The sequence below is a fragment of the Methylobacterium sp. HMF5984 genome (genome assembly GCF_045033435.1).
Classification (GTDB): domain Bacteria; phylum Pseudomonadota; class Alphaproteobacteria; order Rhizobiales; family Beijerinckiaceae; genus Methylobacterium.
In genome coordinates, this window is sequence record NZ_JBJFLN010000003.1 from 22,501 (window position 1) to 44,943 (window position 22,443).

22 protein-coding genes and 3 pseudogenes (1 of these 25 only partly in view) are annotated in these 22,443 nt (G+C 64.3%); 13 read left to right on the forward strand and 12 right to left on the reverse strand.

Going from position 1 to position 22,443, the window contains the following annotated elements; all coding sequences use genetic code 11:
* From ACFZ8E_RS26985 to ACFZ8E_RS27000, 4 genes and pseudogenes are all read right to left on the reverse strand, one after another.
* A protein-coding gene (locus ACFZ8E_RS26985) for an IS3 family transposase (protein ID WP_405042273.1) occupies positions 1–1,030 on the reverse strand; the annotation gives its coding sequence in 2 pieces (ribosomal slippage) (positions 1–763 and positions 763–1,030; 1,143 coding nt in all); it reaches 112 nt to the left of the window's first position.
* Between the two features lie 422 nt (positions 1,031–1,452).
* Positions 1,453–3,438: pseudogene (locus tag ACFZ8E_RS26990) on the reverse strand (ATP-binding protein); the annotation flags it as partial.
* 449 nt (positions 3,439–3,887) lie between these two features.
* A complete protein-coding gene (locus ACFZ8E_RS26995) occupies positions 3,888–4,115 on the reverse strand; it encodes a hypothetical protein (protein ID WP_405044539.1) in 228 nt (75 codons plus the stop codon).
* A gap of 352 nt (positions 4,116–4,467) precedes the next feature.
* On the reverse strand, positions 4,468–4,905 hold the full coding sequence (locus ACFZ8E_RS27000; protein ID WP_405044540.1) for a MucR family transcriptional regulator: 438 nt from the start codon (positions 4,903–4,905) through the stop codon (positions 4,468–4,470).
* 336 nt (positions 4,906–5,241) lie between these two features.
* Between ACFZ8E_RS27000 and ACFZ8E_RS27005 the strand changes: the two genes are divergently transcribed.
* Positions 5,242–5,805, forward strand: a complete 564-nt coding sequence (locus tag ACFZ8E_RS27005) for a MucR family transcriptional regulator (RefSeq protein WP_405044541.1) — start codon at positions 5,242–5,244, stop codon at positions 5,803–5,805.
* Positions 5,806–6,012: 207 nt separating this feature from the next.
* The gene (locus ACFZ8E_RS27010; RefSeq protein WP_405044542.1) at positions 6,013–6,420 is read left to right on the forward strand and encodes a response regulator; all 408 of its coding nucleotides are present in this window, start codon (positions 6,013–6,015) and stop codon (positions 6,418–6,420) included.
* A 16-nt stretch (positions 6,421–6,436) separates the two neighbouring features.
* Here the strand turns inward: ACFZ8E_RS27010 and ACFZ8E_RS27015 are convergent, their stop codons facing one another.
* Complete coding sequence (locus ACFZ8E_RS27015; protein ID WP_405044543.1) at positions 6,437–7,000, reverse strand: PAS domain-containing protein; 564 nt, start codon at positions 6,998–7,000, stop codon at positions 6,437–6,439.
* A gap of 332 nt (positions 7,001–7,332) precedes the next feature.
* Here ACFZ8E_RS27015 and ACFZ8E_RS27020 point away from each other — a divergent pair.
* From ACFZ8E_RS27020 to ACFZ8E_RS27030, 3 genes and pseudogenes are all read left to right on the forward strand, one after another.
* Positions 7,333–7,515 (forward strand): annotated as a pseudogene (locus ACFZ8E_RS27020) (helix-turn-helix domain-containing protein); the annotation flags it as partial.
* Between the two features lie 429 nt (positions 7,516–7,944).
* On the forward strand, positions 7,945–8,850 hold the full coding sequence (locus ACFZ8E_RS27025) for an outer membrane protein (protein WP_405044544.1): 906 nt from the start codon (positions 7,945–7,947) through the stop codon (positions 8,848–8,850).
* Positions 8,851–9,691: 841 nt separating this feature from the next.
* Positions 9,692–10,102: a hypothetical protein gene (locus tag ACFZ8E_RS27030; RefSeq protein ID WP_405044545.1), complete on the forward strand. Its 411-nt coding sequence runs from the start codon at positions 9,692–9,694 to the stop codon at positions 10,100–10,102.
* A 213-nt stretch (positions 10,103–10,315) separates the two neighbouring features.
* Here ACFZ8E_RS27030 and ACFZ8E_RS27035 read toward each other — a convergent pair whose 3' ends face one another.
* From ACFZ8E_RS27035 to ACFZ8E_RS27045, 3 genes are all read right to left on the reverse strand, one after another.
* Positions 10,316–10,798, reverse strand: a complete 483-nt coding sequence (locus tag ACFZ8E_RS27035) for a GNAT family N-acetyltransferase (protein WP_405044558.1) — start codon at positions 10,796–10,798, stop codon at positions 10,316–10,318.
* Between the two features lie 355 nt (positions 10,799–11,153).
* A complete protein-coding gene (locus ACFZ8E_RS27040; protein ID WP_405044546.1) occupies positions 11,154–11,417 on the reverse strand; it encodes a hypothetical protein in 264 nt (87 codons plus the stop codon).
* 2 nt (positions 11,418–11,419) lie between these two features.
* Positions 11,420–12,184: a Crp/Fnr family transcriptional regulator gene (locus tag ACFZ8E_RS27045; RefSeq protein WP_405044547.1), complete on the reverse strand. Its 765-nt coding sequence runs from the start codon at positions 12,182–12,184 to the stop codon at positions 11,420–11,422.
* 215 nt (positions 12,185–12,399) lie between these two features.
* On the opposite strand from ACFZ8E_RS27045, the gene ACFZ8E_RS27050 reads away from it, so the two are divergent.
* From ACFZ8E_RS27050 to ACFZ8E_RS27060, 3 genes are all read left to right on the forward strand, one after another.
* On the forward strand, positions 12,400–13,095 hold the full coding sequence (locus ACFZ8E_RS27050) for a Crp/Fnr family transcriptional regulator (RefSeq protein WP_405044548.1): 696 nt from the start codon (positions 12,400–12,402) through the stop codon (positions 13,093–13,095).
* Between the two features lie 248 nt (positions 13,096–13,343).
* Positions 13,344–13,943, forward strand: coding sequence for a recombinase family protein (locus tag ACFZ8E_RS27055; protein WP_405044549.1), 600 nt, complete (start codon positions 13,344–13,346; stop codon positions 13,941–13,943).
* Positions 13,944–13,947: 4 nt separating this feature from the next.
* The gene (locus ACFZ8E_RS27060; protein ID WP_405044550.1) at positions 13,948–14,382 is read left to right on the forward strand and encodes a hypothetical protein; all 435 of its coding nucleotides are present in this window, start codon (positions 13,948–13,950) and stop codon (positions 14,380–14,382) included.
* 388 nt (positions 14,383–14,770) lie between these two features.
* Here the strand turns inward: ACFZ8E_RS27060 and ACFZ8E_RS27065 are convergent.
* Positions 14,771–16,122 (reverse strand): IS3-like element ISMex16 family transposase gene (locus ACFZ8E_RS27065; RefSeq protein ID WP_405041759.1). Its coding sequence is split into 2 segments (ribosomal slippage): positions 14,771–15,786 and positions 15,786–16,122, totalling 1,353 coding nucleotides; the frame shifts between segments, so codons are not numbered across the junction.
* Between the two features lie 79 nt (positions 16,123–16,201).
* Here ACFZ8E_RS27065 and ACFZ8E_RS27070 point away from each other — a divergent pair.
* Positions 16,202–16,789: pseudogene (locus ACFZ8E_RS27070) on the forward strand (integrase core domain-containing protein); the annotation flags it as partial.
* Positions 16,790–17,186: 397 nt separating this feature from the next.
* On the opposite strand, the gene ACFZ8E_RS27075 reads toward ACFZ8E_RS27070, so the two are convergent.
* The 3 genes from ACFZ8E_RS27075 to arsH form a co-directional block, all read right to left on the reverse strand.
* Positions 17,187–17,831 (reverse strand): AAA family ATPase, encoded by a 645-nt coding sequence (locus tag ACFZ8E_RS27075; protein WP_405044551.1) that lies wholly within the window; start codon positions 17,829–17,831, stop codon positions 17,187–17,189.
* A gap of 187 nt (positions 17,832–18,018) precedes the next feature.
* Positions 18,019–18,225: a hypothetical protein gene (locus ACFZ8E_RS27080; RefSeq protein ID WP_405044552.1), complete on the reverse strand. Its 207-nt coding sequence runs from the start codon at positions 18,223–18,225 to the stop codon at positions 18,019–18,021.
* A 50-nt stretch (positions 18,226–18,275) separates the two neighbouring features.
* Entirely contained in the window at positions 18,276–19,022 is a 747-nt protein-coding gene (gene arsH, locus ACFZ8E_RS27085; RefSeq protein WP_405044553.1) for an arsenical resistance protein ArsH, read from the reverse strand.
* A gap of 47 nt (positions 19,023–19,069) precedes the next feature.
* Here arsH and ACFZ8E_RS27090 point away from each other — a divergent pair, with 47 nt between their 5' ends.
* Genes ACFZ8E_RS27090 through ACFZ8E_RS27105 form a run of 4 tightly spaced genes read left to right on the forward strand, consistent with a single transcriptional unit; the run spans position 19,070 to position 22,363 of the window.
* Positions 19,070–19,432, forward strand: a complete 363-nt coding sequence (locus ACFZ8E_RS27090) for an ArsR/SmtB family transcription factor (RefSeq protein WP_405044554.1) — start codon at positions 19,070–19,072, stop codon at positions 19,430–19,432.
* Positions 19,425–19,862: an arsenate reductase (glutaredoxin) gene (gene arsC, locus ACFZ8E_RS27095; protein WP_405044555.1), complete on the forward strand. Its 438-nt coding sequence runs from the start codon at positions 19,425–19,427 to the stop codon at positions 19,860–19,862. Before ACFZ8E_RS27090 ends, arsC begins: the two co-directional genes overlap by 8 nt.
* A 34-nt stretch (positions 19,863–19,896) precedes the next feature.
* Positions 19,897–21,192: an arsenic transporter gene (locus ACFZ8E_RS27100; protein ID WP_405044556.1), complete on the forward strand. Its 1,296-nt coding sequence runs from the start codon at positions 19,897–19,899 to the stop codon at positions 21,190–21,192.
* Positions 21,193–21,199: 7 nt separating this feature from the next.
* A complete protein-coding gene (locus tag ACFZ8E_RS27105) occupies positions 21,200–22,363 on the forward strand; it encodes an MFS transporter (protein ID WP_405044557.1) in 1,164 nt (387 codons plus the stop codon).
* Positions 22,364–22,443: the final 80 nt, after the last annotated feature.

Below are 22,443 nucleotides of genomic sequence, written 5' to 3' on the forward strand. Positions count from 1 at the left end.
TGCCAGAGACCGATCACGATCTGCGCCTCCTTCAGCGAGTAGAAGATCTCCTGGCGTAGGCACTCGTCGCGCAGCTTGCCGTTAAAGCTCTCGCAGTAGCCATTCTCCCACGGGGATCCTGGCGCGATGTACTGGATCTGTGAGCCAGCTTTGGCGACCCATTTGCGCAACGCCTTGGAGATCATCTCTGGGCCATTGTCGCAGCGAATGTGCTCCGGGATGCCGTGCAGGCACATCGCGTCGGCCAGCGCCTCGATCACGCCGACGCTGTTGATGCGCCGCGCCACCTTCAGCGCGAGGCAGGCACGGCTGTGCTCGTCAATCAGCGTTAGGATGCGCAGAGAGCGCCCATCGTGCGTCTGGGCTTGCACGAAGTCGAAGCTCCAGACGTGATTGCGATGAAGCGGTCGTAGCCGCACGCAGGAGCCGTCGTTCAGCCACAAGCGGCTGCGGGGTCTATGTCGGCTGGGGACCTTCAGCCCCTCGCGACGCCAGATGCGCTGAACCCGGTCTTTGCCTACCTGCCAGCCGGCTGCCTGTAGCAGCGCGGTGACTCGGCGGTAGCCGTAGCGTCCGTACTCGGACGCCAGGGCGATCATGGCCTGGGTCAGTGCATCCTCGTCGGCCAGCACGGTAGGCACGTAGCGTTGCGTGCCGCGGTGCTGACCGACGATCCGGCAGGCGTGACGTTCCGAGAGGCCGTACTTCTCGCGGATGCCGTTCACCGCCTGCCTGCGTCGCTCGGGGGCTACAAGTTTCCCGAGGCGACGTCCGCCAGCACCTGCTTCTCTAGAGAAAGGTCGGCGACGAGCCGGCGCAGACGAGCGTTCTCGCGCTCCAGATCCTTCATCTTCCTGGCTTGATCGACCTGAAGGCCGCCGTACTCCTTGCGCCAGCGGTAGTAACTCTGCTCGGAGATCTCCGCCTCCCTGCATGCAAGGGCCAAACTCTTGCCCTGGGCCGTCTGCACCTCAATCTGACGCAGCTTGAGCACGACCTGCTCCGCGTTCGTCTTCTGGCCTCGCCGCATGTCCAACTCCTTTGGTCCTGGCTGATCCTCTCAATCAGCCCGGTCCAAAGCCAGCCGGTCAGGCCAGTGCCCGGCAGACAAGCCTGTGGACCCTGCCGGCGGTCCAGGCTGTGTATAGTCATACTGAATAGTCCCTCCGCTTCCGGCCCTTCTAAGACCCGGGGAACTTCCGCTTTGCGGCAACTTGATCGAGGATGACCTACATCTGGGTTGGGTGGTTATCTGAATGTCTGCGGTAGGGAGAAGCGACCGTTTTCTCGACGCTATGCCTGTATGCAGCAACTTCCGAGAAGGATGGTTACTAGACCCCGGCCAAGTGAGCCAGGGCGACGCTGAGCCTATGCGTCTCGTCCCACGCCTCTGTGGACAGGTGGAACTCTTGCGAAGCGTTGAGCCGGGCGGGCCTCAGACTTTGTGGGGTACTATGCCGCCCTGAGCCTGTGGATCGTGCCCAGCACCTCGGCCCGCTGGATCTCGAGCCGGTGGATGAGCGGGCGCAAGTCGCCGTCGCCGTGGGCGGCGGCCTCGATCTCGCGGCACAGGCGCGACAGCCGGGTGAAGCCGAGCATGCCGGCGGCCGAGACCAGCGCGTGCGCGTCGTGGGCGACCTGGACCCGGTCGTCCTCGTCGGTGCGGAAGCGGTCGCGCATCTCGCTGCCCATCAGGTTGAGCAGCGTCGCCACGCGCTCCGGCCCGAAGCCGTCCTTGAGGGCGTCGAACACCGCCGGGTCGAGCACCGCGTTCGCGCCGTCCGGCGCCGGGATCGGGGCGGCCGGGCGGGTCTCACGCTGCGGCCCGGTCCAGCGCGCGATGGTGGCGTAGAGGTCGGCGCGGCGGAAGGGCTTGCTGACGTGGTCGTCCATACCAGCTGCCCGAGCTGCGCTGACCTGTTGAGGCAGCACGTTGGCGGTCATCGCCACGATCGGGATCTCGCGGGCCGGCGACGCCAGCGCGCGGATGTGGCGCGTCGCGGTCAGGCCGTCCATCACCGGCATCTGCACGTCCATCAGCACGAGGTCGTAGCCCCTGCCCTGCTTCAGCGCCGCCTCGACCGCGACGATCGCCTCGGCGCCGTCCTCGACCACGTCCACCACGTAGCCCTGCGCCTCGAGCACCGCGCAGGCGAGCTCCTGGTTGAGCGGCACGTCCTCGGCGAGAAGCAGCCGGACGGCGCGTCCGGCGGGGTCCGTGGCCGGAGCCGCGGACGTTGCCGCCGCGACCCCGGTCTCCTCGCCCGGCGGCAGCGTGAGGGTGAACCAGAAGGTCGAGCCGACGCCCTCGCGGCTGCTGACGCCGATCTCGCCGCCCATCAACGAGAGCAGGTGGCGGCAGATCACCAGGCCGAGGCCGGTGCCGCCGAAGCGCCGGCTGATCGAGCCGTCGACCTGGCTGAAGCGCTTGAACAGCCGGTCCTGCTGCGCCGAATTGATCCCGATGCCGGTGTCGGTGACCTCGAAGCGCAGGTCGTGGCCGCGCGCCCCCGAGCGCTCGCGCCGGACCACGAGGGTCACCGAGCCGACGGGGGTGAACTTCACCGCGTTGTTCAGCAGGTTCAGCAGCACCTGGCGCAGCCGGCTCGCGTCGCCGAGGACGAAGGCGGGCAGATCCGGGTCGATCCGGGTCTCGATCCGCAGGTTGCTCTTCAGCGCGCCGCCGCGGACGATCGAGACGGTGTTGTCGATCACCGAGACCAGCGGGAACGAGACCGGGTCGAGGGTCAGCTGCCCGGCCTCGATCTTCGAGAAGTCGAGGATGTCGTTGACGACGGTGAGCAGCGCAGCACCACACCCTTGGATCAGCTCCAGTCGGCGCTGGTCCTCTGCCCTCAAATGTCGCCCGTCGAGCAGCATGTCAGCGTAGCCGAGGATGCCGTTCAGGGGCGTGCGGATCTCGTGGCTCATCGCCGCGAGGAAGTCGCTCTTGGCCTCGCTCGCGTGCTCGGCTGCAATGCGTGCCTGTTCGGCAACGCGCGTCTGCTCCTCGACACGCTGTGCGAGTGTCGCGTTCAGTTCGAAGAGGGCGCGCTCCGCAGACTCCCTCGCGGTCTCATCCCGTAATGTCAGCACAGCTCCAATCTGCTGGCCATCCGCTCCGCGAAGAGGTTGCGCATTGCCGATCGCAAGCACCTCGACTCCGTCCGGTCGAACGATCCGCCACCGTGCCTCTCGGACTGTCTCTCCCCGCACTGCACGAGCGAGCGGCAAATCAAGCGGTGGATACGGTCGGCCGTCCTCTGTGAAGAGGTGGTAGGTATCGCTGTAGTTGTCGGGCACGACATCGAGGCGAGCTACGCCATGGATGGCGGCTGCAGCCCCGTTCACCATCGTGATCCGACCTGCTGCATCGGTGACGATCACGCCCTCGGCGAGCTGATTGAGGATGATGGTCTGCGTTGCAGCGGCAGCCTCAGCTTGGTCCATGGGGTCTATCGGGACCCAGGGGGAAGGCTGCATATGGACCGGCGTGCCGTGTTAGTTTCTGCCCGGCGAGACCACAGGCAGGCGATCGCGATCCAGGAACTCCAGGGTTCGGAACGAACGATACACCTGTCATCCTGTAAGAGAGGTAAAATGCCTGTCAGCCTTCAGCGGTAGACATCGTGCCCCCTATAGCCTCCTATTAGTCCTGGTCAGCGATTGACCATCTGCTACACGGTGGGCTCCTTGACGCTTACGCGCCGGCGGCGGTCGCGAACGCCGACAGGCAGTCCAGCACACAGAGCACGCGATGACAGGTCGGTACGGGCCAGTTACTTGCGCTGTACTTGTGAAGCCTCGCGCCGGGTGATCGTGTGAACGTCGATGCAGCGGGGGGACAGGAACCGCCGGCGTCCGCTTATGGCCTGTCCTTTGCCATCTTACTGTAGCTGGTGCGGATCGGCGTTTGCCCTGATCCAGCGCGGCGAAAGGATGTCGCCGTCCTCGGTGATGATCCAGGGCTGTGCGTCGTTGGCCTGGATGCTTTCGGCCGCAGCCACAAGGGCTTCGCGTAGTGTGGAGAACGCCTGCCCGCGTGCAGTATGAGCTGGTTCGCTGGACGGCCAGACAGTCAGCTCGGCACGCTTGTCGAGGTCGGCGAGTACCATGCACATGCTCCGGTTCATCGCAGGAGCGGAGGTGTCTACCGCTGCACCATGATCAGCATGTGGCGATCTGGTTGCTGAACCGTGTCACCCTATCGCGGGAGCGTGTGGCCGGCTTCGTCTTAGCAATGCGGATGCGGCCCTCGCGGGGGCCGACCCGCCCCCCGACAGCGGTGAGCTTCCCCGTGATCCCCCTCAGGATCTCGCGAAGGTGTGCCGTGTCCCGGCACTCGGCTGCTGCGGCAATCCCAGCCTCGTCATGTCGACAGCCGGCGGCCAGAGGCGCCAAGATACGGGCAACAGCAGGCACCGTGCACCCGACCCGCCGCTGGTCGCGACGGGCTTCTGTAGATCCTTAGGCAGCTGCGCGGCCAGGCCGGCCGAGCCCGATGTTCTTCGCGAGGGCAGAGCGCGCCTCAGAGTACGAGGGTGAGACCATTGGGTAGTCAGCAGGGAGGCCGAACTTCGCCCGGTAGGAATGCGGGTCGAGACCGTGTTTGCTGAGATGGCGCTTCAGAGTCTTGTACCGCTTGCCATCAACGAAGCTGGTGAGCGCGTCTGGTGTAATCGACTTTTTGATTTGGGCGGAGGTTGGCTTCTCGACCTCTTCGGCCGGGGAGTCCATGCTCGCGGTCCCTAAGCCGTTGTAGAGGCCCAACAGAGCCGCATGCACGCTTCCAATCAGCTTCGGAAGCTCAGGGACCGGGATAGAGTTGTTCGCAACGTAGGCCGCAACGATTTCGCAGGCCAGCGCGAGCGTTTCGGGGCTCTGTCCCTGGTTTTCTTTTATCATTGAGGTTGTCCTATGAGTACGCTACCGGCGTGAGATCTATCACCATTCATGCCAGATCAAGGTATGTCACACACATGTCCATGCGATCCTGCTTTGAGCTACGCGCATGCTTGGAGGACTGGACTTGGTGAGGAGGTGCGCCGGGGCGTCCCGTGGGGGCGGGCGCGGTCGACCAAGCGGTCCGGGGCGTCTCTACCTTCATTGGGACCAACATTGAGGCGCAGTAACAAATCTCTATGCGTGTTGCAGCACTCGGCGGTGTATTCTTCATAGGTGCGGCTTGACCCACGGCCTGATGCGGTAGAGCGGTAGATCCTCTTGATGGAAGGAACGGCCGTGGACGAACAAGCTGAAGCTCAATCCACCAACTTCATGGAACTCGCTGCCAACCTCGTTGCGGCATACGTGTCGAACAACAACGTTCCGATCTCTGAGTTGCCAAACGTCATCGCCAGCGTGCACGCGGCCTTGTCTGGTCTTGCCAACGGGGCACCCGCTGAGGATGCCGGTCCCGAGAAGCCGACGCCGGCGCAGGTGAAGAAGTCCGTCACTCCGGACGCGCTCATCAGCTTCGTTGATGGGAAAAGCTACAAGACACTGAAGCGCCATCTGACCAAAGCCGGCCTGACGATGGAGACTTACCGCGCGCGCTACGGCCTGCCGTCGGACTACCCATCGACCGCCGCCAGCTACTCTGCCCAACGATCCGAGCTGGCGCGCTCGCTCGGCCTCGGCCAGCAGCGGCGCAAGGCGTCGCCCAAGGCCGCCGCTGCCAGCGAGACGGTCTCTGAGGCGCCAAAGGCCCGCGGCCGGAAGCCCAAGGCCGTGGAGGCTCCCGTAAATGCCCCTGAGGCAGCTCCGAAGGCTCGCGGCCGGAAGAAGGTTGCCGAGACGGCCTGAAGCCGCTCTGCGACCCGTTCCGGCACACCCCGACACCCGCCTTGGTGACGTGCTTCTAACCGGAGGAGCCGCATCCCACGTCCGGGCCAAGTTGCGTATCGGCCGCGCTGGTGAGATCCGGGGTTCCCCCGTCCCGTGAGCAGATCGGGGCGGGGCCGAACCGAGGTCGCTGTAGGGGTTGATGTGACATCGCCACGATCGCTTCCCGTGCTCGTCGTGGATGATGTGCCTTTGATCCGTGTCGTGGTGCGGGCGACCCTCGAACAGGTCGGGTTGACCGACGTGCATGAGGCTGCCGATGGAGCTGCCGCGCTCGCGATGATGAACCAGCGCCGCTACGGCCTCGTCATCGCGGATTGGAACATGCACCCGATGACCGGCTACGAGCTGCTGCGCCAGGTGCGCGACGATCCGCAGCTCCGCGAGACGCCGTTCGTCATCATGACGACGAAGGAGCAGGCCCACTGCTTCGTCGCCGCGCGTCGGGCTGGTGTGAACGCCTGCCTCATCAAGCCGTTCATGCCAGCAGCTCTGCGCGAAACGATCGAGCAAGTCTGGTCCGTTACCCAGTCGCCTGCCACAGGGACCCGCGAAGCGGCAACCGTGCTGCTGTAGCCCAGCTAAAATCTCGTCAGTGCACGTGGTCGGTGACGCTCGGCCCCATCTTTCGGGCCAGGATCGTCCCCAGTTCGAAGAGCATGACATCGACCAAGGTCGGCAGGACCGGCGAGCCTAGCTCCTTTGTCACAGCCCGAAGCGCGATGAGCGCATCGACCACCCGATCGATCGTCCGCATCGTATGGTCGGTTGCTGCCTGACCAGCTTGGCGCGCCTCGGTCAGGTCCGCCATCAGCCCGATGCAGCGCAAGCCCCGACCGTTCTCATCGGTCTCGACCCTCCCACGTGCGGAGACCCAGTGAACGCCGCCCTCTCGATCGCAGGTTCGAAACTCGGCTTCGAACCGTCCTGCAGTGCTATGAGCCTCGTGGACGAGATAAGCGACGCGCTCTCGATCTGCCGGGTGCACGCCTTTTAGAAACATCGTGACAGGGACTCCCGACGCGCCTTGTGCCTCATCGACTGCAAGCACGCGGGGGAGCGCACCCGTGAGTTCAATGATCTGCGTGTCGAGGTCCGTTTCCCAGGTGCCGAGGTAGCCCGACGCATTGAGGATGGATTGCAGAGATGCGGGCATGGCGTGCCTCTATGAGAAGTTGCGTCGCGCACCACAACCTAAATCATCAATTGATGCAATCTTCAGGCGCGCCTGAATTTCTAACGCAGCCCCAGACTGTATCTGCCTTGGCAATCCACGCGACCAATGCGTATCCCGAGGCCAGGTTTGGGTTCAGCTCGGGTGAGCGCGGAACACAGGGCATCAGCTCACATACGGCCAAGCCATGCCATTTCTGCAACCCAGGATTGATCGATGTCGTGAAACTCAATCGCGCGCAATGCGTGTTGAGTTGTGTTCGGAACAGCAGTGACGCTCGCCGGGCTACCTCCAACCCGAAAGTGATTGCCCGAATGACCCCCACCCATGCGCCGAGGCTCACCACCGATGGTGACCGATCGATTGGAAGCCGCATCGCGGCGTATCGGACGGCCCAGGGTCTGAGCCAGACCGCGCTCGGGCAAGCGCTCGGGGTCACGTTCCAGCAGGTTCAGAAGTACGAGAAGGGCCGCAACCGCGTCGGAGCCGCCCGGCTTCATCCTGGGGGATCTCGTCAACGGCAATGGCAGGCAGCAAGCGCTTGGCTTCAAGCGCAGCGGCTTGCAGAACGCTGTTCCGGCGGCGCGCTTCGGGCGACCTGTTCGGCGGCATCTAACTGCACCCACGAGCTGGCTTGGCGCCCGACTGGAGCGGCCTCAAAGCGGATCCCTTCGGCAGTCAGGCAGGGTGTTAACTCTGGGGGTAACGCGTCGGCGCGACCCAAGAAAGCTGGGCCGCAACAGCAAGGTCGTCGTTTCACGAAGGGCTTACAGGAGAGTGTGGGGGGATGGCAGGGCACACCTCATGATGAGAGGCCGTGTTTGGATAAGAATATAGGGATCGCCGGTGTGTCTTAGTTGCTACAGCAACTGCCTGCGGAAAGGGTATCTAGCACTCAACTAGGCACACCGATCGGCACCCGACATATGAACAAGATCCTTACGTCCCTCGCAGCCTTCACGGCTCTCACCGCTGCCGCTTCGGCCGCCGACCTTCCGCGTCGCGCTCCGCCGCCGGTGTTCACCCCGGTTCCGGTGTTCACCTGGACGGGCGCCTACTTCGGTATCAACGCCGGCTACGGCTTCGATGCCAACGACAACCGTGGCGCCACCGTCGTCGGCGTCTCGCCGCGGAACGCGATCTTCGCCAACGCTGCCGGCACCGCCACGACCTCGGGCGTGCTCGCCTTCGGCGGCAACCGCGGCAACGACGGCTTCACCGGCGGTGGCCAGGTCGGCTACAACTACCAGTTCACCCCGGGCTCGGGCGTCGTGATCGGCATCGAGGCCGACGCGCAGTACGTCGACTTCGGCCAGAACCGCAACCGCTTCTCGGCCGTTACTCCCAATGGTCGCGGTATCGCTGCCATCATCCCCGGCACGGTAGTGTACAACCCGTCGGGCATCTCCAGCCTCGACTACTTCGGCACCGTGCGCGGTCGCCTCGGTTACGCCTTCGACCGCACCCTCGTGTACGGCACCGGCGGTTTCGCCTACGGCAGCGGTGGCGGTCGTGACTTCGGTTTGTCCAACCGCAGCCGTGACGACTTCCAGACCGGCTGGGCTGCTGGCGCCGGCGTCGAGTACGCCCTGCCGACCGACTCGTTCCTGAACTTCTTCCGCTCCTCGGCCGTGACGCTGAAGGTGGAAGGCCTGTACGTGAACCTCGACCAGGGCAACCGCAACAACGGCGCCTTCGCCACCAACGGCTTCGGCACCACCACGCTGACTTCGCCGGGCGTGACCGTCGTTCAGAGCGGCTTGAACCGCAACAACAGCACCGAGTTCGCTGTCGTGCGCGCCGGCCTGAACTACAAGTTCGGCTCGTACTAGGACCTGCGGCCATTCCTTTGGCCTAGGGATCCCCAGCCCGATCAGACTGGCCGCTAGGTCTAACAACGCCTCAGGAGCAAGCCTCCTGGGGCGTCTGTTGTTTCAAGATGTCGCTTGTTGAAAACTGAAACCACCAACGAAAAAAGCGCGCCTGTTGAGGCGCGCTTGAAGTTGCTTCTAGATGGAATGGACCTGTCTAGACATTAGACAAAATCATATGCCGTGCAATAGGCTTGTTATAGCATTCTATTGGTTTTTCGAAGTTGTCCCCGCTACCGCCGATCCCCTGTCCCGACCCTACGTCATCGCGACCCACGGTAACGAGCGGTGGCAGCGCGGTAGGTACGGCAGCGTCACGGTAAAAAGCACGGTAGCAGCAGGGGGATCACACCACACGCACTGAGGGTGGGTCAGCCCTAGCCCTCACTGAGCTGCCGGCAATCCATAATTTGCTCAGCCCGACACCGGCACCGAACCGCTACGGGTCCGGGGCGGGGGCGTCCGAACGCATCCGCGGCGCTCCGCCTTCGAACGACCGCCGGGCCTTCGCAGCACCGATACCGCCGACGAGCGCACATTGGCCGACCTTGGCGCCGTAGGTGCCCGCAGCTGCAGGCAGACCACCGACCTTGAACGGTACCATCCGGGCCAGCATGTCGAACGCCTTCGCGGCTCCACCTCACGGTCTCGAAAGCTGAATGGATGCTGCCAGCAAGTTTCAGCGTTGATGCAGGCTCCCTCTGCCACTCTTCTCCTCAACAGCCGAAAGACCACCGGCTGGGTCACTGAGACCGGGCACCTCGCACGATGCCGGCCTCCTCGAATGATCAGGGGATGGGCGATGAAAAAGATTGCTGCTCTCACAGCCGCGGCCCTTGTCGCGGTGAGCGCTCTCGGGACGACGGCCGCTGAGGCTCGGGGGGGCGGTGCGATTGCCGCCGGCGTCATCGGTGGTCTTGCCGCTGGCGCTCTTCTGGGTGCCGCGGTCGCAGAGGCCCGTGAGCCTCCGGCATACGGCTACGGCCGCCCGGCGCCGGCCTACGAGTATGGATATAGCGTGCCTCCGGTGGTCCAGTATCGCCCTGCCCGTGTCGTCCGCGAGTACGACTACGAAGACGCACCGGTCTACCACGCTCCTCCCACCGCCCGCTTCTACGGCGGTGGCCATGACAGCTACGGCTACGGCTTCCGCCACGCAGGCTACGGCTACGAGCGGGACTGCGACCGGCCACACGGTTATCGCGGCTGGTAGCCAAGCAAAGTGATGGGGCCGCTCGGGGAACCAGCGGCCTCAGTCCTGCCCCCCCGGTACTCTCGCGTGTTCTGCACCGTTCCATACTGGTGCTTCCGCGAACGGCTACTCGTCCGACAAACGACCGTTTTCCCGACTCGTACAGCTGCATGCAGCAAGGTCCGAGAAGGGTGGGGAGCGGACCCTGACCCTCCGTCCTGAAGCGGCAGGTTGTCAGAGCGACTGAAACATCACCAAGGCATCCACATCGCCGTGGGCCGGATGGTGGAAGGCGAGAGGCAATCGACCGACGATCTCGAACCCAAGCTTCTGCCAGAGACGCACCGCCCGCCCATTCGTGCTCACCACGAAGTTGAACTGCATGCCCCGGTATCCGCGTGATCGCGCATGAGCCAAGGCATGCTCGCCCATGTGTCCTGCAATGCCGCGCCCGGTGGCAGCGGCGCTCACCATGAAGCCGCAGTTGCAGACGTGGCGACCACCACCCGCTTGGTTCGGGCGCATGTAGTAGGTCCCAAGGATAATCCCGTCCTCCTCGGCAACGAATGTCTCCTTGTCCGATCCCATCCAGTAGGCGAGCGCCTTCTCCTCCGTCATGTCCCGGTCGAGCGTGTAGGTCTCACCAACACGGATGACTGGCTCGATGATTGACCAGATAGTGGGGGCGTCTTCGGAGAGGGCAGTACGGATCACCATGGCGACGCGCATAATGGTAACCGCGGGGGTCGGAAAGCCATGAGATTGTGGGTCTGCTTCCCATCCGACTGGGACGTAAGGCATCCTCTACCGAGCTGCTGCGAAGCAGACCTTCCGAGGATCCGAGAAGGTTGGCAACCGGACTTGCGCTTTGGTCCAGATGCGGACGCTTAGCCTGGGATCGCGGACGGGCAGGACCGCTCGAAGGTGTTTGCGATGGTTCGGACCGTGAGTGCTACGACACAGGTGTCGTGTTCGAGCTTTTTAATCAGCGGGTTGGAGGACGCTTGTTGCCTTGCTGGGAATGGTATCGCGTCATCCAAGTGAACGGGAATTCGCGACGTCTCCGCCTGAGTCATGCTTTTCGGTGCTGTCGCAGCCATCGCGTTGCCTCCTCCAGGGAGGCGAAGATCGGCGCCGAGATCCCGACGAGCCGCCCGAAGGCCGCCTCCACGAACCAGCCGGTGCCTACCTCGTGGTCGGGGGTATCGAGGCGCACCAGCACGGCAATCAGCAGGCCGTTGGCGAGAACCAGCCGCCCCTCCTGATCCGGACTGCCGGTGTCGACCATGATCGGCTGCAGCACGAGCAACGCCTCGACGTTGTCGCGCGCATCCATGCCTAACTTCCCCGGAGCTGGTTCAGCCACGGCTCGCTCCGGCGTGCGCCCCAACGCGTGTTCTTGAGGTGGAGGTAGTTCGGCGTGAACCGGCAGAACGCCTTGAGCTGCTCGACATCGTGGATCGTCAGAACGCGCTGTTTGATCGTGATCAGGCCGAGATCACGAAGCTCTCGCAGAGTACGGTGCACGTGGACGGCGGACAAGCCCATCGTATCGGCAAGCTCGGCCTGCGTGAACGGGAAGGCGTAGCTGTCGTTCGTAACTTTCCCGACCGCATCGAGCCGGACCAGCAGTTCGCAAAGGAGGTGAGCGATACGCTGCTCCGGGGCACGGCCACCGAGATTGACCAGCCACTCGCGCAGCACCGCCTCATCGACGAGGGCGCACCACCAGAAGGCCCGCGTGATCTGCGGATGGGCCTCGGTGATCTCCTCGATCGCCAGACGCGGGATGTAGACGACCTGACACGGGGAGATCGTGCCGATGTTGTGGTCCATCTGATCGAGAATGAACACGTTCAGGTCGCAGAAGTCTCCTGGAACCAAGAGGGACATGATCTGGCGTTTGCCATCCGGCAGCATCTTGTAACGGCAGGCGAGGCCATCGAGGATCAGATGAACATCCTTGGGTTCGTCACCCTCTTGGATCAGATCGACCCGTGCACCAACCTGCTGGATGCGCGGCACAAGGCTGTCCAGGGCCCGGCGATCGTCATCCGATAGGTCCTCGAAGCCTTCCAGCTTTCGGGTCAGTGCATGGTGCATCACGCCTCGGTAAAAATTTGACCGAAACGACCCTATGTCGGAAATCCGACATTTCAAATCATCATTTGATGAAAAGTTTGCGCCGCGGTCACGTTTTCCCTAGAACCAGCGCATCGTTTGCAATCTTTCGGGCGCACGCGGCTGAGGGTTCGTGCCCCCGCCCTTTTCAGGGCGAGTCCGTGACACAGCTCCGACAGGCCACGTGCCGCAATCGCTTGCTCGCCGGACTGCCACCATCCGACTTCGATCTACTTCAGGACCGCCTCGCGCTAAAAAAGCTCGCGGTAGGCGACGTGCTGATCCAGGCGGATACCCCAATCACCAGTTTGTATTTTATCGAACGCGGCATTGTCTCGCTCGTCGCGCAAGCTCCCGACGGCGAACAGGCGGAGGTCGGGCTCGTTGGCTACGAAGGCCTCGTCGGCACTCCTCTCTTGCTTGGCTGCGATCAGGCCCCTTTTGATGGCCGGGTGCAGAATGCAGGCTCAGCCTGGGTCATGTCCGCTCCGAGCTTCCGCGAGATCCTGCCGCGATCCTCACCTCTAGGTGAGCGGCTACTTCGATATGTGCAAACCGTTACTGCGCAAATGGCTGGAACAGCGCTCGCCAACGCACGCTACACGCTGGCGGCCCGTCTCGCCCGCTGGCTGCTGATGTGCCACGATCGGGTTGAGGGTGACGACCTCTCGACGACCCAACGCTTCCTCTCCTTGATGCTCGGCGTCAACCGCACCGGCGTCAGCGAGGCGATGGCCGTTCTGGAACGGGCTGGGGTTATCGCAACGAAGCGTGGGACCATCATCATCCGAGACCGCGAGCACCTGCTTGTTCAAGCGGGCGCCTGCTATGGGATGCCGGAAGCCGAGTACGATCGGCTTCTCGGACCTACAACGTCCGTCCCAACGGTCTGATCGACGTTTCCTGAAATCCGGGCTGGGCTACGTCAAGCGCTGCCGCAACACACCAAGAGCCTGAGAGCAGACGTTCTCAAGGCCTGCAATGGGTCGATAGCAACCTGAACGACGTGTCGGGTATCCGACCGTTTTCCCGACGGGTAGCATGAGCACATTGCGGGCAATCGGAAACAGCCTCGTTTCTGTCGGGAAACTATGACCGGTTTTCTATTGCGGATAAAACGCTCCAAGCTCACTATCCCGACATGCTCGTCGGATATGCCCGCGTCTCCACCCTCGACCAGAACCTCGACCTCCAGCGTGACGCGCTGAAAGGCGCCGGGTGCGACAAGCTGTTCGAGGAGAAGAAGTCCGGCAAGGCTGGGACCAAGCGTCCGGAGTTCGAGGCGGCGCTCGCTTACCTGCGACCCACCGACGTGCTCGTGGTGTGGAAGCTCGATCGGCTCGGCCGGTCGCTCGTCGAGATGATGCGCACCATCGACAGCCTGCGACTGAAGGAAATCCACTTCCGGTCGCTGACCGAGCAGTTCGACAGCGATACCGCTCACGGGCGCTTCGCCCTGCAGATGCACGGCGCGATGGCCGAGTACTTCCTCGACCTCAATCGCGAGCGCACAATGGAAGGCCTCAAGGCGGCGCTGGCCCGTGGACGTAAGGGTGGCCGGCCGAAGAAGCTGACGGCGGCCGACATCGAGGTTGGTCGTGCCCTGCTGCAGTCGGGTACCATCTCGATCGCGGCGATCGCCAAGCGCCTTGGGGTGAGCCGGGACACGTTCTACAGCTACTTCCCGCAGGCGCGGGCACGCAGCCAAGCCTCGGCTGCAGCCACTGGCAGGACCGGCTGAGCCGATGCCGATCCGTCCTGAACACCGCTTCTTCTACCCGATCGACTGGCCGCAGCTCTCGGCCATGATCCGCTTCCGCCGCGCTGGCGGCGCTTGTGAGGGCTGCGGGCGACCACACGGCCAGGATGTCTACTGCCTGACTGATGGACGCTGGTGGGATGCGGCCTGTGGCGCTTGGCGCGATGGACAGGGGCACACAGTCTCGGCCCTGCCGACGATCGAGGATCTTGGGACGCTCCGCGCCACGAAGGTTGTGCTGGCTGCTGCTCATCGGGACCACGACACTGCCAATAACCGTGGTGCGAACCTCGCAGCTTTCTGTCAGCGCTGCCACATGAACCATGATCGTCCGGAGCACCGGCGACGGCGATGGCGCACCTTGTTCCGGCGCAAGGCGGATGGCGACCTGTTCCAGGGGCCATACCCACCAGGCGCGTAAGCCGGGCGCTACCACTGACCGACGCCTGCTTGACGGTCTGTCGCCGATGCCCGTTCAGGTTGCCTCAATCCTTGGAGGGTCCGAGCCGGGCGCGTGCTGCTGATCGAGGATAATGCGTTGGTCGCGGCCAGCATCGAGCTGATGCTCCCATGCTCCCAGAACAGGCGCCGGATCTTGGCGATGGTCTCCACGATGAACATCTCCGGCTAGCTTTCTGATCCGAGCCTCCATCATGCAGCCCGGTAACTTCCCGGCGAGGGCGATCACCCGCTCACGCTGCGTTGACATCGCAACACGACCTATCCACTCGCATCTGTCCGTCGTCAGATGATTTGGGACATTCAGCGGTGTTCAGGAGCGGAGGCTCTGGTTCATCTGGGGTAAGAGGTTAGGCAGCCTGCGCGTGGTGGCGCAAGCGGCGATCCATCAGGGTCTGGCGCTTGATGCGTTCCCGCTCGGCCAGGATCCCTTCGCCGCGTCCGAAGTAGACGTCGGCGGGCGTGAGGTTGCTCAGGCTCTCATGGGCTCGGGCATGGTTGTAGTGTTCGACGAAGTCGGCAACCTGCGTCTCCAACTCGCCGGGCAAGTACGCGTGTTCGAGCAGGATGCGGTTCTTGAGTGTCTGATGCCAACGCTCGATCTTGCCCTGCGTTTGCGGATGGCATGGCGCACCGCGGATGTGGGTCATGCCCCGAATGCCGAGCCAGTCAGCCAGGTCGCTGGCGACGTAGCTTGGACCGTTGTCGGAGAGCAGGCGTGGCCGCGGCATCACCCGCGCCTGATCGAGCCCAGCCGCACCCAGCGCCAGGTCGAGCGTGGCGGTGACGTCGCTGGCCTGCATCGTCGTGCACAGCTTCCAGGCGACGATGTAGCGTGAGAAGTCGTCCAGGACCGTCGACAGGTAGTACCAGCCCCAGCCAACGACCTTCAAGTAGGTGAAGTCCGTCTGCCAAAGCTGGTTGGGCGCGGTGGTTTTATCGCGGAACTCGTCGGCGGCCTTGATGACGATATAGGCCGGGCTGGTGATCAGGTTCTGAGACTTGAGCAACCGGTAGACGGTCGCTTCCGAGACGAAGTAGCGCCGCTCGTCGGTGAAGCGCACCGCCAGCTCACGCGGACTGAGTTCAGGCTGCTCCAGAGCCAAGGCAACGATCTGCTCGCGGATCTCTGCAGGTAGACGGTTCCAGACCCGGCTCGGCTGCGAAGGATGGTCATTCAACGCCTCGGGGCCGCCGCGCTGGTAGGCGTCGTACCAGCGGTAGAACGTCGAGCGCGTGATGCCGAGCTTGTCCAGGGTGGCACGCACCGGCAGGTGGGATTGCTCGACCAGCCGGATGATCTCCAGCTTCTCGGGGGCCGGGTACCTCATGCCTCGTCGCCCCCAGCCCCGCTCATGCTTTTTTTAAGCAAACGGTTCTCCAGGACGAGATCAGCTACGACCTCCTTCAGCGCCCCCGCTTCGCGACGGAGATCCCGCACCTCATCCGTGGTGGCCGCACGAGACGTGTCACCGGACAGGCGCTTCTTGCCAGCCTCCAGGAACTCCTTGGACCAGCCGTAGTACATCGAGGCGGCAATCCCCTCACGTCGGCACAACTCCGCGATGCTGTCCTCGCCACGCAAGCCTTCCAGCACCACACGGATCTTCTCCTCGGACGAGAACTGCCGACGTGTGGCCCGACGGATGTCCTTGATCACCGCTTCTGCCGGCTTCTTGGCCGGTCCGGATGTCTGCTTCATCTTCGCTCCTCAGGGGCTACGATGAACCAGCCATCCTCCGTTCGTGAAGACCCTCATTCTGTCCCACAGGTGCTGACGTCGGACACCCAGCCGACATAGACCCCGCAGCCGCTTGTGGCTGAACGACGGCTCCTGCGTGCGGCTACGACCGCTTCATCGCAATCACGTCTGGAGCTTCGACTTCGTGCAAGCCCAGACGCACGATGGGCGCTCTCTGCGCATCCTAACGCTGATTGACGAGCACAGCCGTGCCTGCCTCGCGCTGAAGGTGGCGCGGCGCATCAACAGCGTCGGCGTGATCGAGGCGCTGGCCGACGCGATGTGCCTGCACGGCATCCCGGAGCACATTCGCTGCGACAATGGCCCAGAGATGATCTCCAAGGCGTTGCGCAAATGGGTCGCCAAAGCTGGCTCACAGATCCAGTACATCGCGCCAGGATCCCCGTGGGAGAATGGCTACTGCGAGAGCTTTAACGGCAAGCTGCGCGACGAGTGCCTACGCCAGGAGATCTTCTACTCGCTGAAGGAGGCGCAGATCGTGATCGGTCTCTGGCAAACCACCTACAACCGCGTTCGACCGCATTCGTCGCTGGGCTATCGGCCGCCCGCGCCCGTCAGCTACCCGGGTCTGGCCTTCCGGCTACCCATGGCCGCCACCATGCAGTAGCCTCTCAATTGGCTCGGTCCAAAATACCGGTCAGGTCAAATCCTCAGCTACGTGCTTACGTAATGACGTAGGCATGGATGGGATCATTGGCCATCCTCCTTGTCGAGGTGGGTCATCAGCGCGGCCTCGATCACATCCTGATGGCTTGCCCCCCGGTCAAAGGCGAACCGGCGAAGTCGTTGGTACTGACCTTCCGATAGCCGCAGTGTGAGGGACTTCGTGCGCGGCTCGATCGTTGATACGGCCCGGCTATGAGATGACGCGGCAGGTATTGCCAACGCCGAGGCTGGCGTCGGAGCCGCGGCACTCTCACCCCGCTGCGGGACATCGCTCGGCCGCGATGCGCCCTTTGGCTGAATTAACCCCTCAAGGGAAAGTGTCTGTTTCCCGGCCATGTTCACCACCCTCTCGCCTTGCCTACGTCCTTACGCAGCTGCGTCATTACGTACTCAAGCACTTCCTTAATCTCGCGTGCGGCGGTTGTCTCTGGCTCTAACTCTGTGACCGCCCTGCCCGAGATCGCGGCTGTCGGGAAATCGGTCCGATCGTGGATCACGGTCGGCGCGAGCTTGCCATGCTTCGCTAGAGCCATCACCGCCTGCATCTGCAATCTGGTCCGCGGCTTCGCCTGCGTCAGCACGAATACGAACGGGCAGCCCGCATCCTCAATCAGCGCCAGGGTGTCACCTACCGCGTCCAGGTCGTCGGGGGAGGGGCGAACTGGTACGATGGCGAGGCTGGCATGCCCGAGTAGCGTGCGTAGCTCCGGCCGGACTGAAGGCGGCGTGTCAACAAACAAGAACTCGATCCCTGCTTCCGCCAGCCGCGCCGCGCCGGCTGAAAAGTCTGCGACCTCGATCCTGACAAGCGCCGGCTGCTGATCCTCTCGCCGGTTCCACCAACTCGTAAGCGACCCCTGCGGATCTGTATCGAGCAAAGCAGTTGGGTGCCCTGCTTGGTGCGTCGCCACTGCGAGGCTACGCATCAGCGAGGTCTTGCCCGCCCCACCCTTTTGGCTCGCCACCACGACGACGTACATCATTGCCTCATTGCGTGCTTACGTAATGACGTAACTCCGTCGTCACGTAGATACGTCCATCAAGCTCAGGCTTGAGTCGTTAATAGGCGCTTACCATGTTCAAACTTCACACCACCAGCCGCGCCGCGGTCGGGTGTGCACGCCGGGCGAGCTGCGATGGTGTGGCCGCCCGGCGGGTGCGCAGCGTGCCTTAAGTGCGCTTGCTCATGTTGCTGCCGCTCATGCCCTCACAGCAGCACCCCGCCTTCTTGCCTCGGCTGCCGTGGTTCATCGCCATACCGCCCTTGCCGCACATCATTGCGCCCTTGCCCTTGCCGCCACCGCAGCAGCTCATGGCGAGGGCAGGGGCGGCGCTAAGCAGCACGAGGGCGGCGGTGGTCACGAGTAGCTTCTTCATGGGCATCCTCCTTCGGGGCGATGTTCTCGTACCGCGTTTGGCCGCTCGATCTACTGCTTCACAAAGCCCACATCAGCCGCCACCGCCTTCAGGCGCTCCGGCTCGCGCTCCTTCCGCTCGCTGTAGCGGTCCACGAGGTAGTCGGCCCGCTCGCGGGTGAGCAGAGTGAACTTCATCAGTTCCTCGCACACGTCCACCACGCGCTCGTAGAGCGGCCCCGGCTTCATCCGGCCGGCGTCGTCAAACTCCTTGTAGGCCATCGGTACCGACGACTGGTTGGGGATCGTCACCATCCGCATCCAGCGGCCGAGCAGGCGCAGGCTGTTCACGGCGTTGAAGCTCTGCGAACCGCCGGACACCTGCATGACGGCGAGGGTGCGGCCCTGGGTCGGCCGCACGCTGCCCTCGCTGAGCGGCAACCAGTCGATCTGGCTTTTCATCACGCCAGTCATGTTGCCGTGCCGCTCTGGCGACACCCACACATGGCCCTCGGACCAGATCGAGAGGTTGCGTAGCTCCTGCACCTTCGGATGGTCGGCGGTGGCATCGTCAGGCAGGGGCAGGCCGTGGGCGTCGTAAATGCGCACCTCGCTGCCCATCGCCTCAAGAAGCCGGGCCGCCTCGTAGGCCAGGAACCGGCTGAACGACCGCTCGCGCAGTGATCCGTAGAGGATCAGGAAACGGGGGGCGTGCGTGAACGGCTGGGCTACCTGCAAATCTACCGGCGTCGGCACTGCGAAATGCCCGTGACTGAGGTTCGGCATGCCATCGGCGAACGGCTGAGGAGGCTTGTCCAAGGGGTAGCTTTCATCTACGTTTCAATAATGATTGAGATATTGCATCAATGATGGACACACCGCAAGCCGTCGCTGCCTTTGCAGCCCTCGGGCAGGAACACCGCTTGAACATCGTGCGGGCGCTGGTCACGGCCGGGCCTGACGGCCTGGCTGCCGGCTCCTTGGGCAGCGAGGTCGGCGTGTCCGGCACGAACCTGTCCTTTCACGTCAAGGAGCTGTGCCGCACTGGGCTGATCCAGTCCCGGCGTGAAGGCCGTTCGATCATCTACAGCGCCGCCTACCCGGCTCTGTCCGGCCTGATCGAGTTTCTAATGAGGGACTGTTGCCAAGGGCGGTCGGAAGTCTGCACCCCGGCCGTTACCGCCTTGGCGGCCTGCTGCACCCCGGCCGGGGAGGCGACCCATGCCTGAGGCGATAGACGTGGTGATCTACCACAACCCGGACTGCGGCACCTCGCTTAACACGCTGGCGATGATCCGCAACGCCGGCATCGAGCCGCATTTGATCGAGTACCTGAAGACGCCGCCGACCCGGGCGCTGCTGGTGCAGATGCTCGCCCGCGCTGGCCTCTCGGTGCGCGACGTGCTGCGCGAGAAGGGCACGCCCTTCGCTGATCTGGGCCTAGGCGATCCGGCACTGACTGATGGCCAGCTTCTGGACGCCATCGAGGCGCACCCGATCCTGCTCAACCGCCCGCTGGTCGTCACGCCCCGAGGCGTCGCCCTGTGCCGGCCGTCCGAAGCCGTGCTGGATCTCCTGCCGGTCCAGCAGGGTGAGTTCGTCAAGGAAGACGGTGAGCGGGTCGTGGACGAACATGGCCGGCGCGTCGCCACGGCCTGAACTTCATAGCCATCAATAAGAAGAAACCGTCTCGATGCTCGCGCTTGCCATCTTCCTCGTCACCCTTGTGTTCGTCATTTGGCAGCCGAAGGGCTTCGGGATCGGGTGGAGCGCCCTGATCGGCGCAGCGGTTGCCCTCGCCACCGGGGTCATCATCCCCGGTGACATTCCGGTGGTCTGGCACATCGTCTGGGACGCGACGTTCACGTTCGTGGCCCTCATCATCATCTCGCTGCTGCTCGATGAGGCCGGGTTCTTCCATTGGGCCGCCCTGCATATCGCCCGTTGGGGCGGGGGCAGGGGCCGGCTGCTGTTCCCGCTGGTGATCCTGCTCGGCGCTGCCATCGCGGCGGTGTTCGCCAACGACGGTGCGGCCCTGCTGCTGACCCCGATCGTGCTGGCGATCCTGCTACGGCTCAACTTCAAGCCGGCGGCGGCGCTGGCGTTCATCGTCGCCTGTGGGTTCGTCGCGGACTCCACCAGCCTGCCGCTGGTGATCTCGAACCTCGTCAACATCGTCTCGGCGAACTTCTTCGACGTGACGTTCGGGCGCTACGCCGCCGTCATGGTGCCGGTGAACCTGGTGTCGCTCGCCGCGACGCTCGTGGTGCTCTGGGCCTACTACCGCCGCGACCTGCCGGCCACGTACCCGGTCAGCGAGTTGGAACCACCCCGCGATGCGATCCGCGATCCGGTCGTGTTCAAGGCGGCGTTCCCATTGCTGGGCGTGCTGCTGCTCGCCTACTTCATCACCGCGCCGCTGGGCGTGCCGGTGTCGGTTGTCACCTGTGCGGGCGCGGCGGTACTGCTCGGCCTCGCCCTGCGCGGCCGGGTCATTCCGATCCGCAAGGTGCTGAGCGGCGCACCTTGGCAGATCGTGCTGTTCAGTCTCGGCATGTACCTGGTAGTCTACGGTCTGCGGAACGCCGGGCTGACCGACGAGCTGGCCAAGGGCCTCGTCTGGCTCGCCGGGCACGGGCCGTGGGTCGCCACCATCGGCACCGGCTTTGCCGCCGCGATCCTGTCATCCGTCATGAACAACATGCCGAGCGTGCTGATCGGCGCTCTGTCGATCCAGCAGGCGCCGGACCTTTCGCCACTGACCCGCGAGCTGATGATCTACGCCAACGTGATCGGCTGCGACCTCGGGCCGAAGTTCACACCGATTGGCAGCCTCGCCACCCTGCTCTGGCTGTACGTGCTGGCCTCGAAAGGCCAGCGGATCACCTGGGGCCAGTATATGAAGGTCGGCCTGGTCATCACGCCCCCCGTGCTGCTGGTCACGCTACTGGCGCTCGCGGCCTGGCTGCCGCTGCTCGGCGCACGATAGGCGGATCATGGGCCAGGCACGGCGCTGGCCGGTGATTTCTGCCCTCGGCGTAGTGCAGATCCTCGCCTGGGGCTCTTCGTTCTACCTGCCGGCTGTCCTGGCTGCCCCGGTCGCTGCCGCCACGGGTTGGCCATTGGCCTGGGTGGTAGGTGGCCTCGCGCTCGGCCTGCTCGTGGCCGCGTTCGTCTCGCCGCATGTCGGGGCGGCGATCCATCGTCACGGCGGTCGGCCGGTGCTGGCCCTGGCGGCACTTATCCTAGCCGCCGGCCTGAGCACACTGGCGCTCGCGCCGGTCCTGCCGATCTATCTGGCCGGATGGCTGCTGATGGGCCTCGGCATGGGCTGCGGGCTGTACGACCCGGCGTTCGCGACGCTCGGCCGCCTGTACGGCGCGGAGGCGCGGCCGGCCATCACGACGCTGACCCTGTGGGGCGGGTTCGCCAGCACGATCTGCTGGCTGCTGTCGGCGCACCTGGTCGCGCATGTCGGATGGCGGGGCGCCTGCCTTGCCTATGCTGGACTGCACATCCTGGTCACGCTGCCGCTGGTGCTGCTGCTGATCCCGTCGCCACCATCGCTGCCGGCGATGTCCGGCGCCCATGCGGACGCTGCCGGCCCGCTTTCGTCGCGGGAGCATCGGGCGTTCCTGCTGCTCGGCGGGGTGCTGGCCTTGGGCTGCGCGATCATGGCGCTGATATCGGTCCACCTGATCACGCTGTTGCAAGCGCGAGGCGTGGCTCTGGCCTCGGCGGTGTCCTATGGGGCGCTGATCGGCCCGGCCCAGGTCAGTGCCCGCGTTGCCGAAATCGCGCTCAAGGGCCGACATCATCCGCTCTGGACGCTGACCGCTGCGCTCTGTCTGATCTCGGCGGGGCTGGCGCTCCTCGCGTGCGGCCTGCCGGGGGTCGTGGTCTGGCTGGTGCTCTACGGCGGCGGCAACGGCATCTACTCGATCGCACGAGGCACCGTGCCGCTCGCCCTGTTCGGCCCCCAACGTTACCCACTGCTGGTCGGCCGCTTGGCGCGCCCAGGGCTGATCGCTCAGGCCCTCGCGCCACCGGCCGGTGCGGTCGTGCTGACACACGCCGGCCCCGGTGTTCTGTGGTGGCTGCTATTCGCGCTCGCGCTCGGCAACCTTGCCCTTGTTGGCTCACTCTGGCGGATAAGGTGATCCGTTCAGCCGAAAAAGGAAGGGCGGTCGGCATCAGCGCCCCCCGACCATGTCGAGCAGTGCCACGCCGGCAGCCGCGA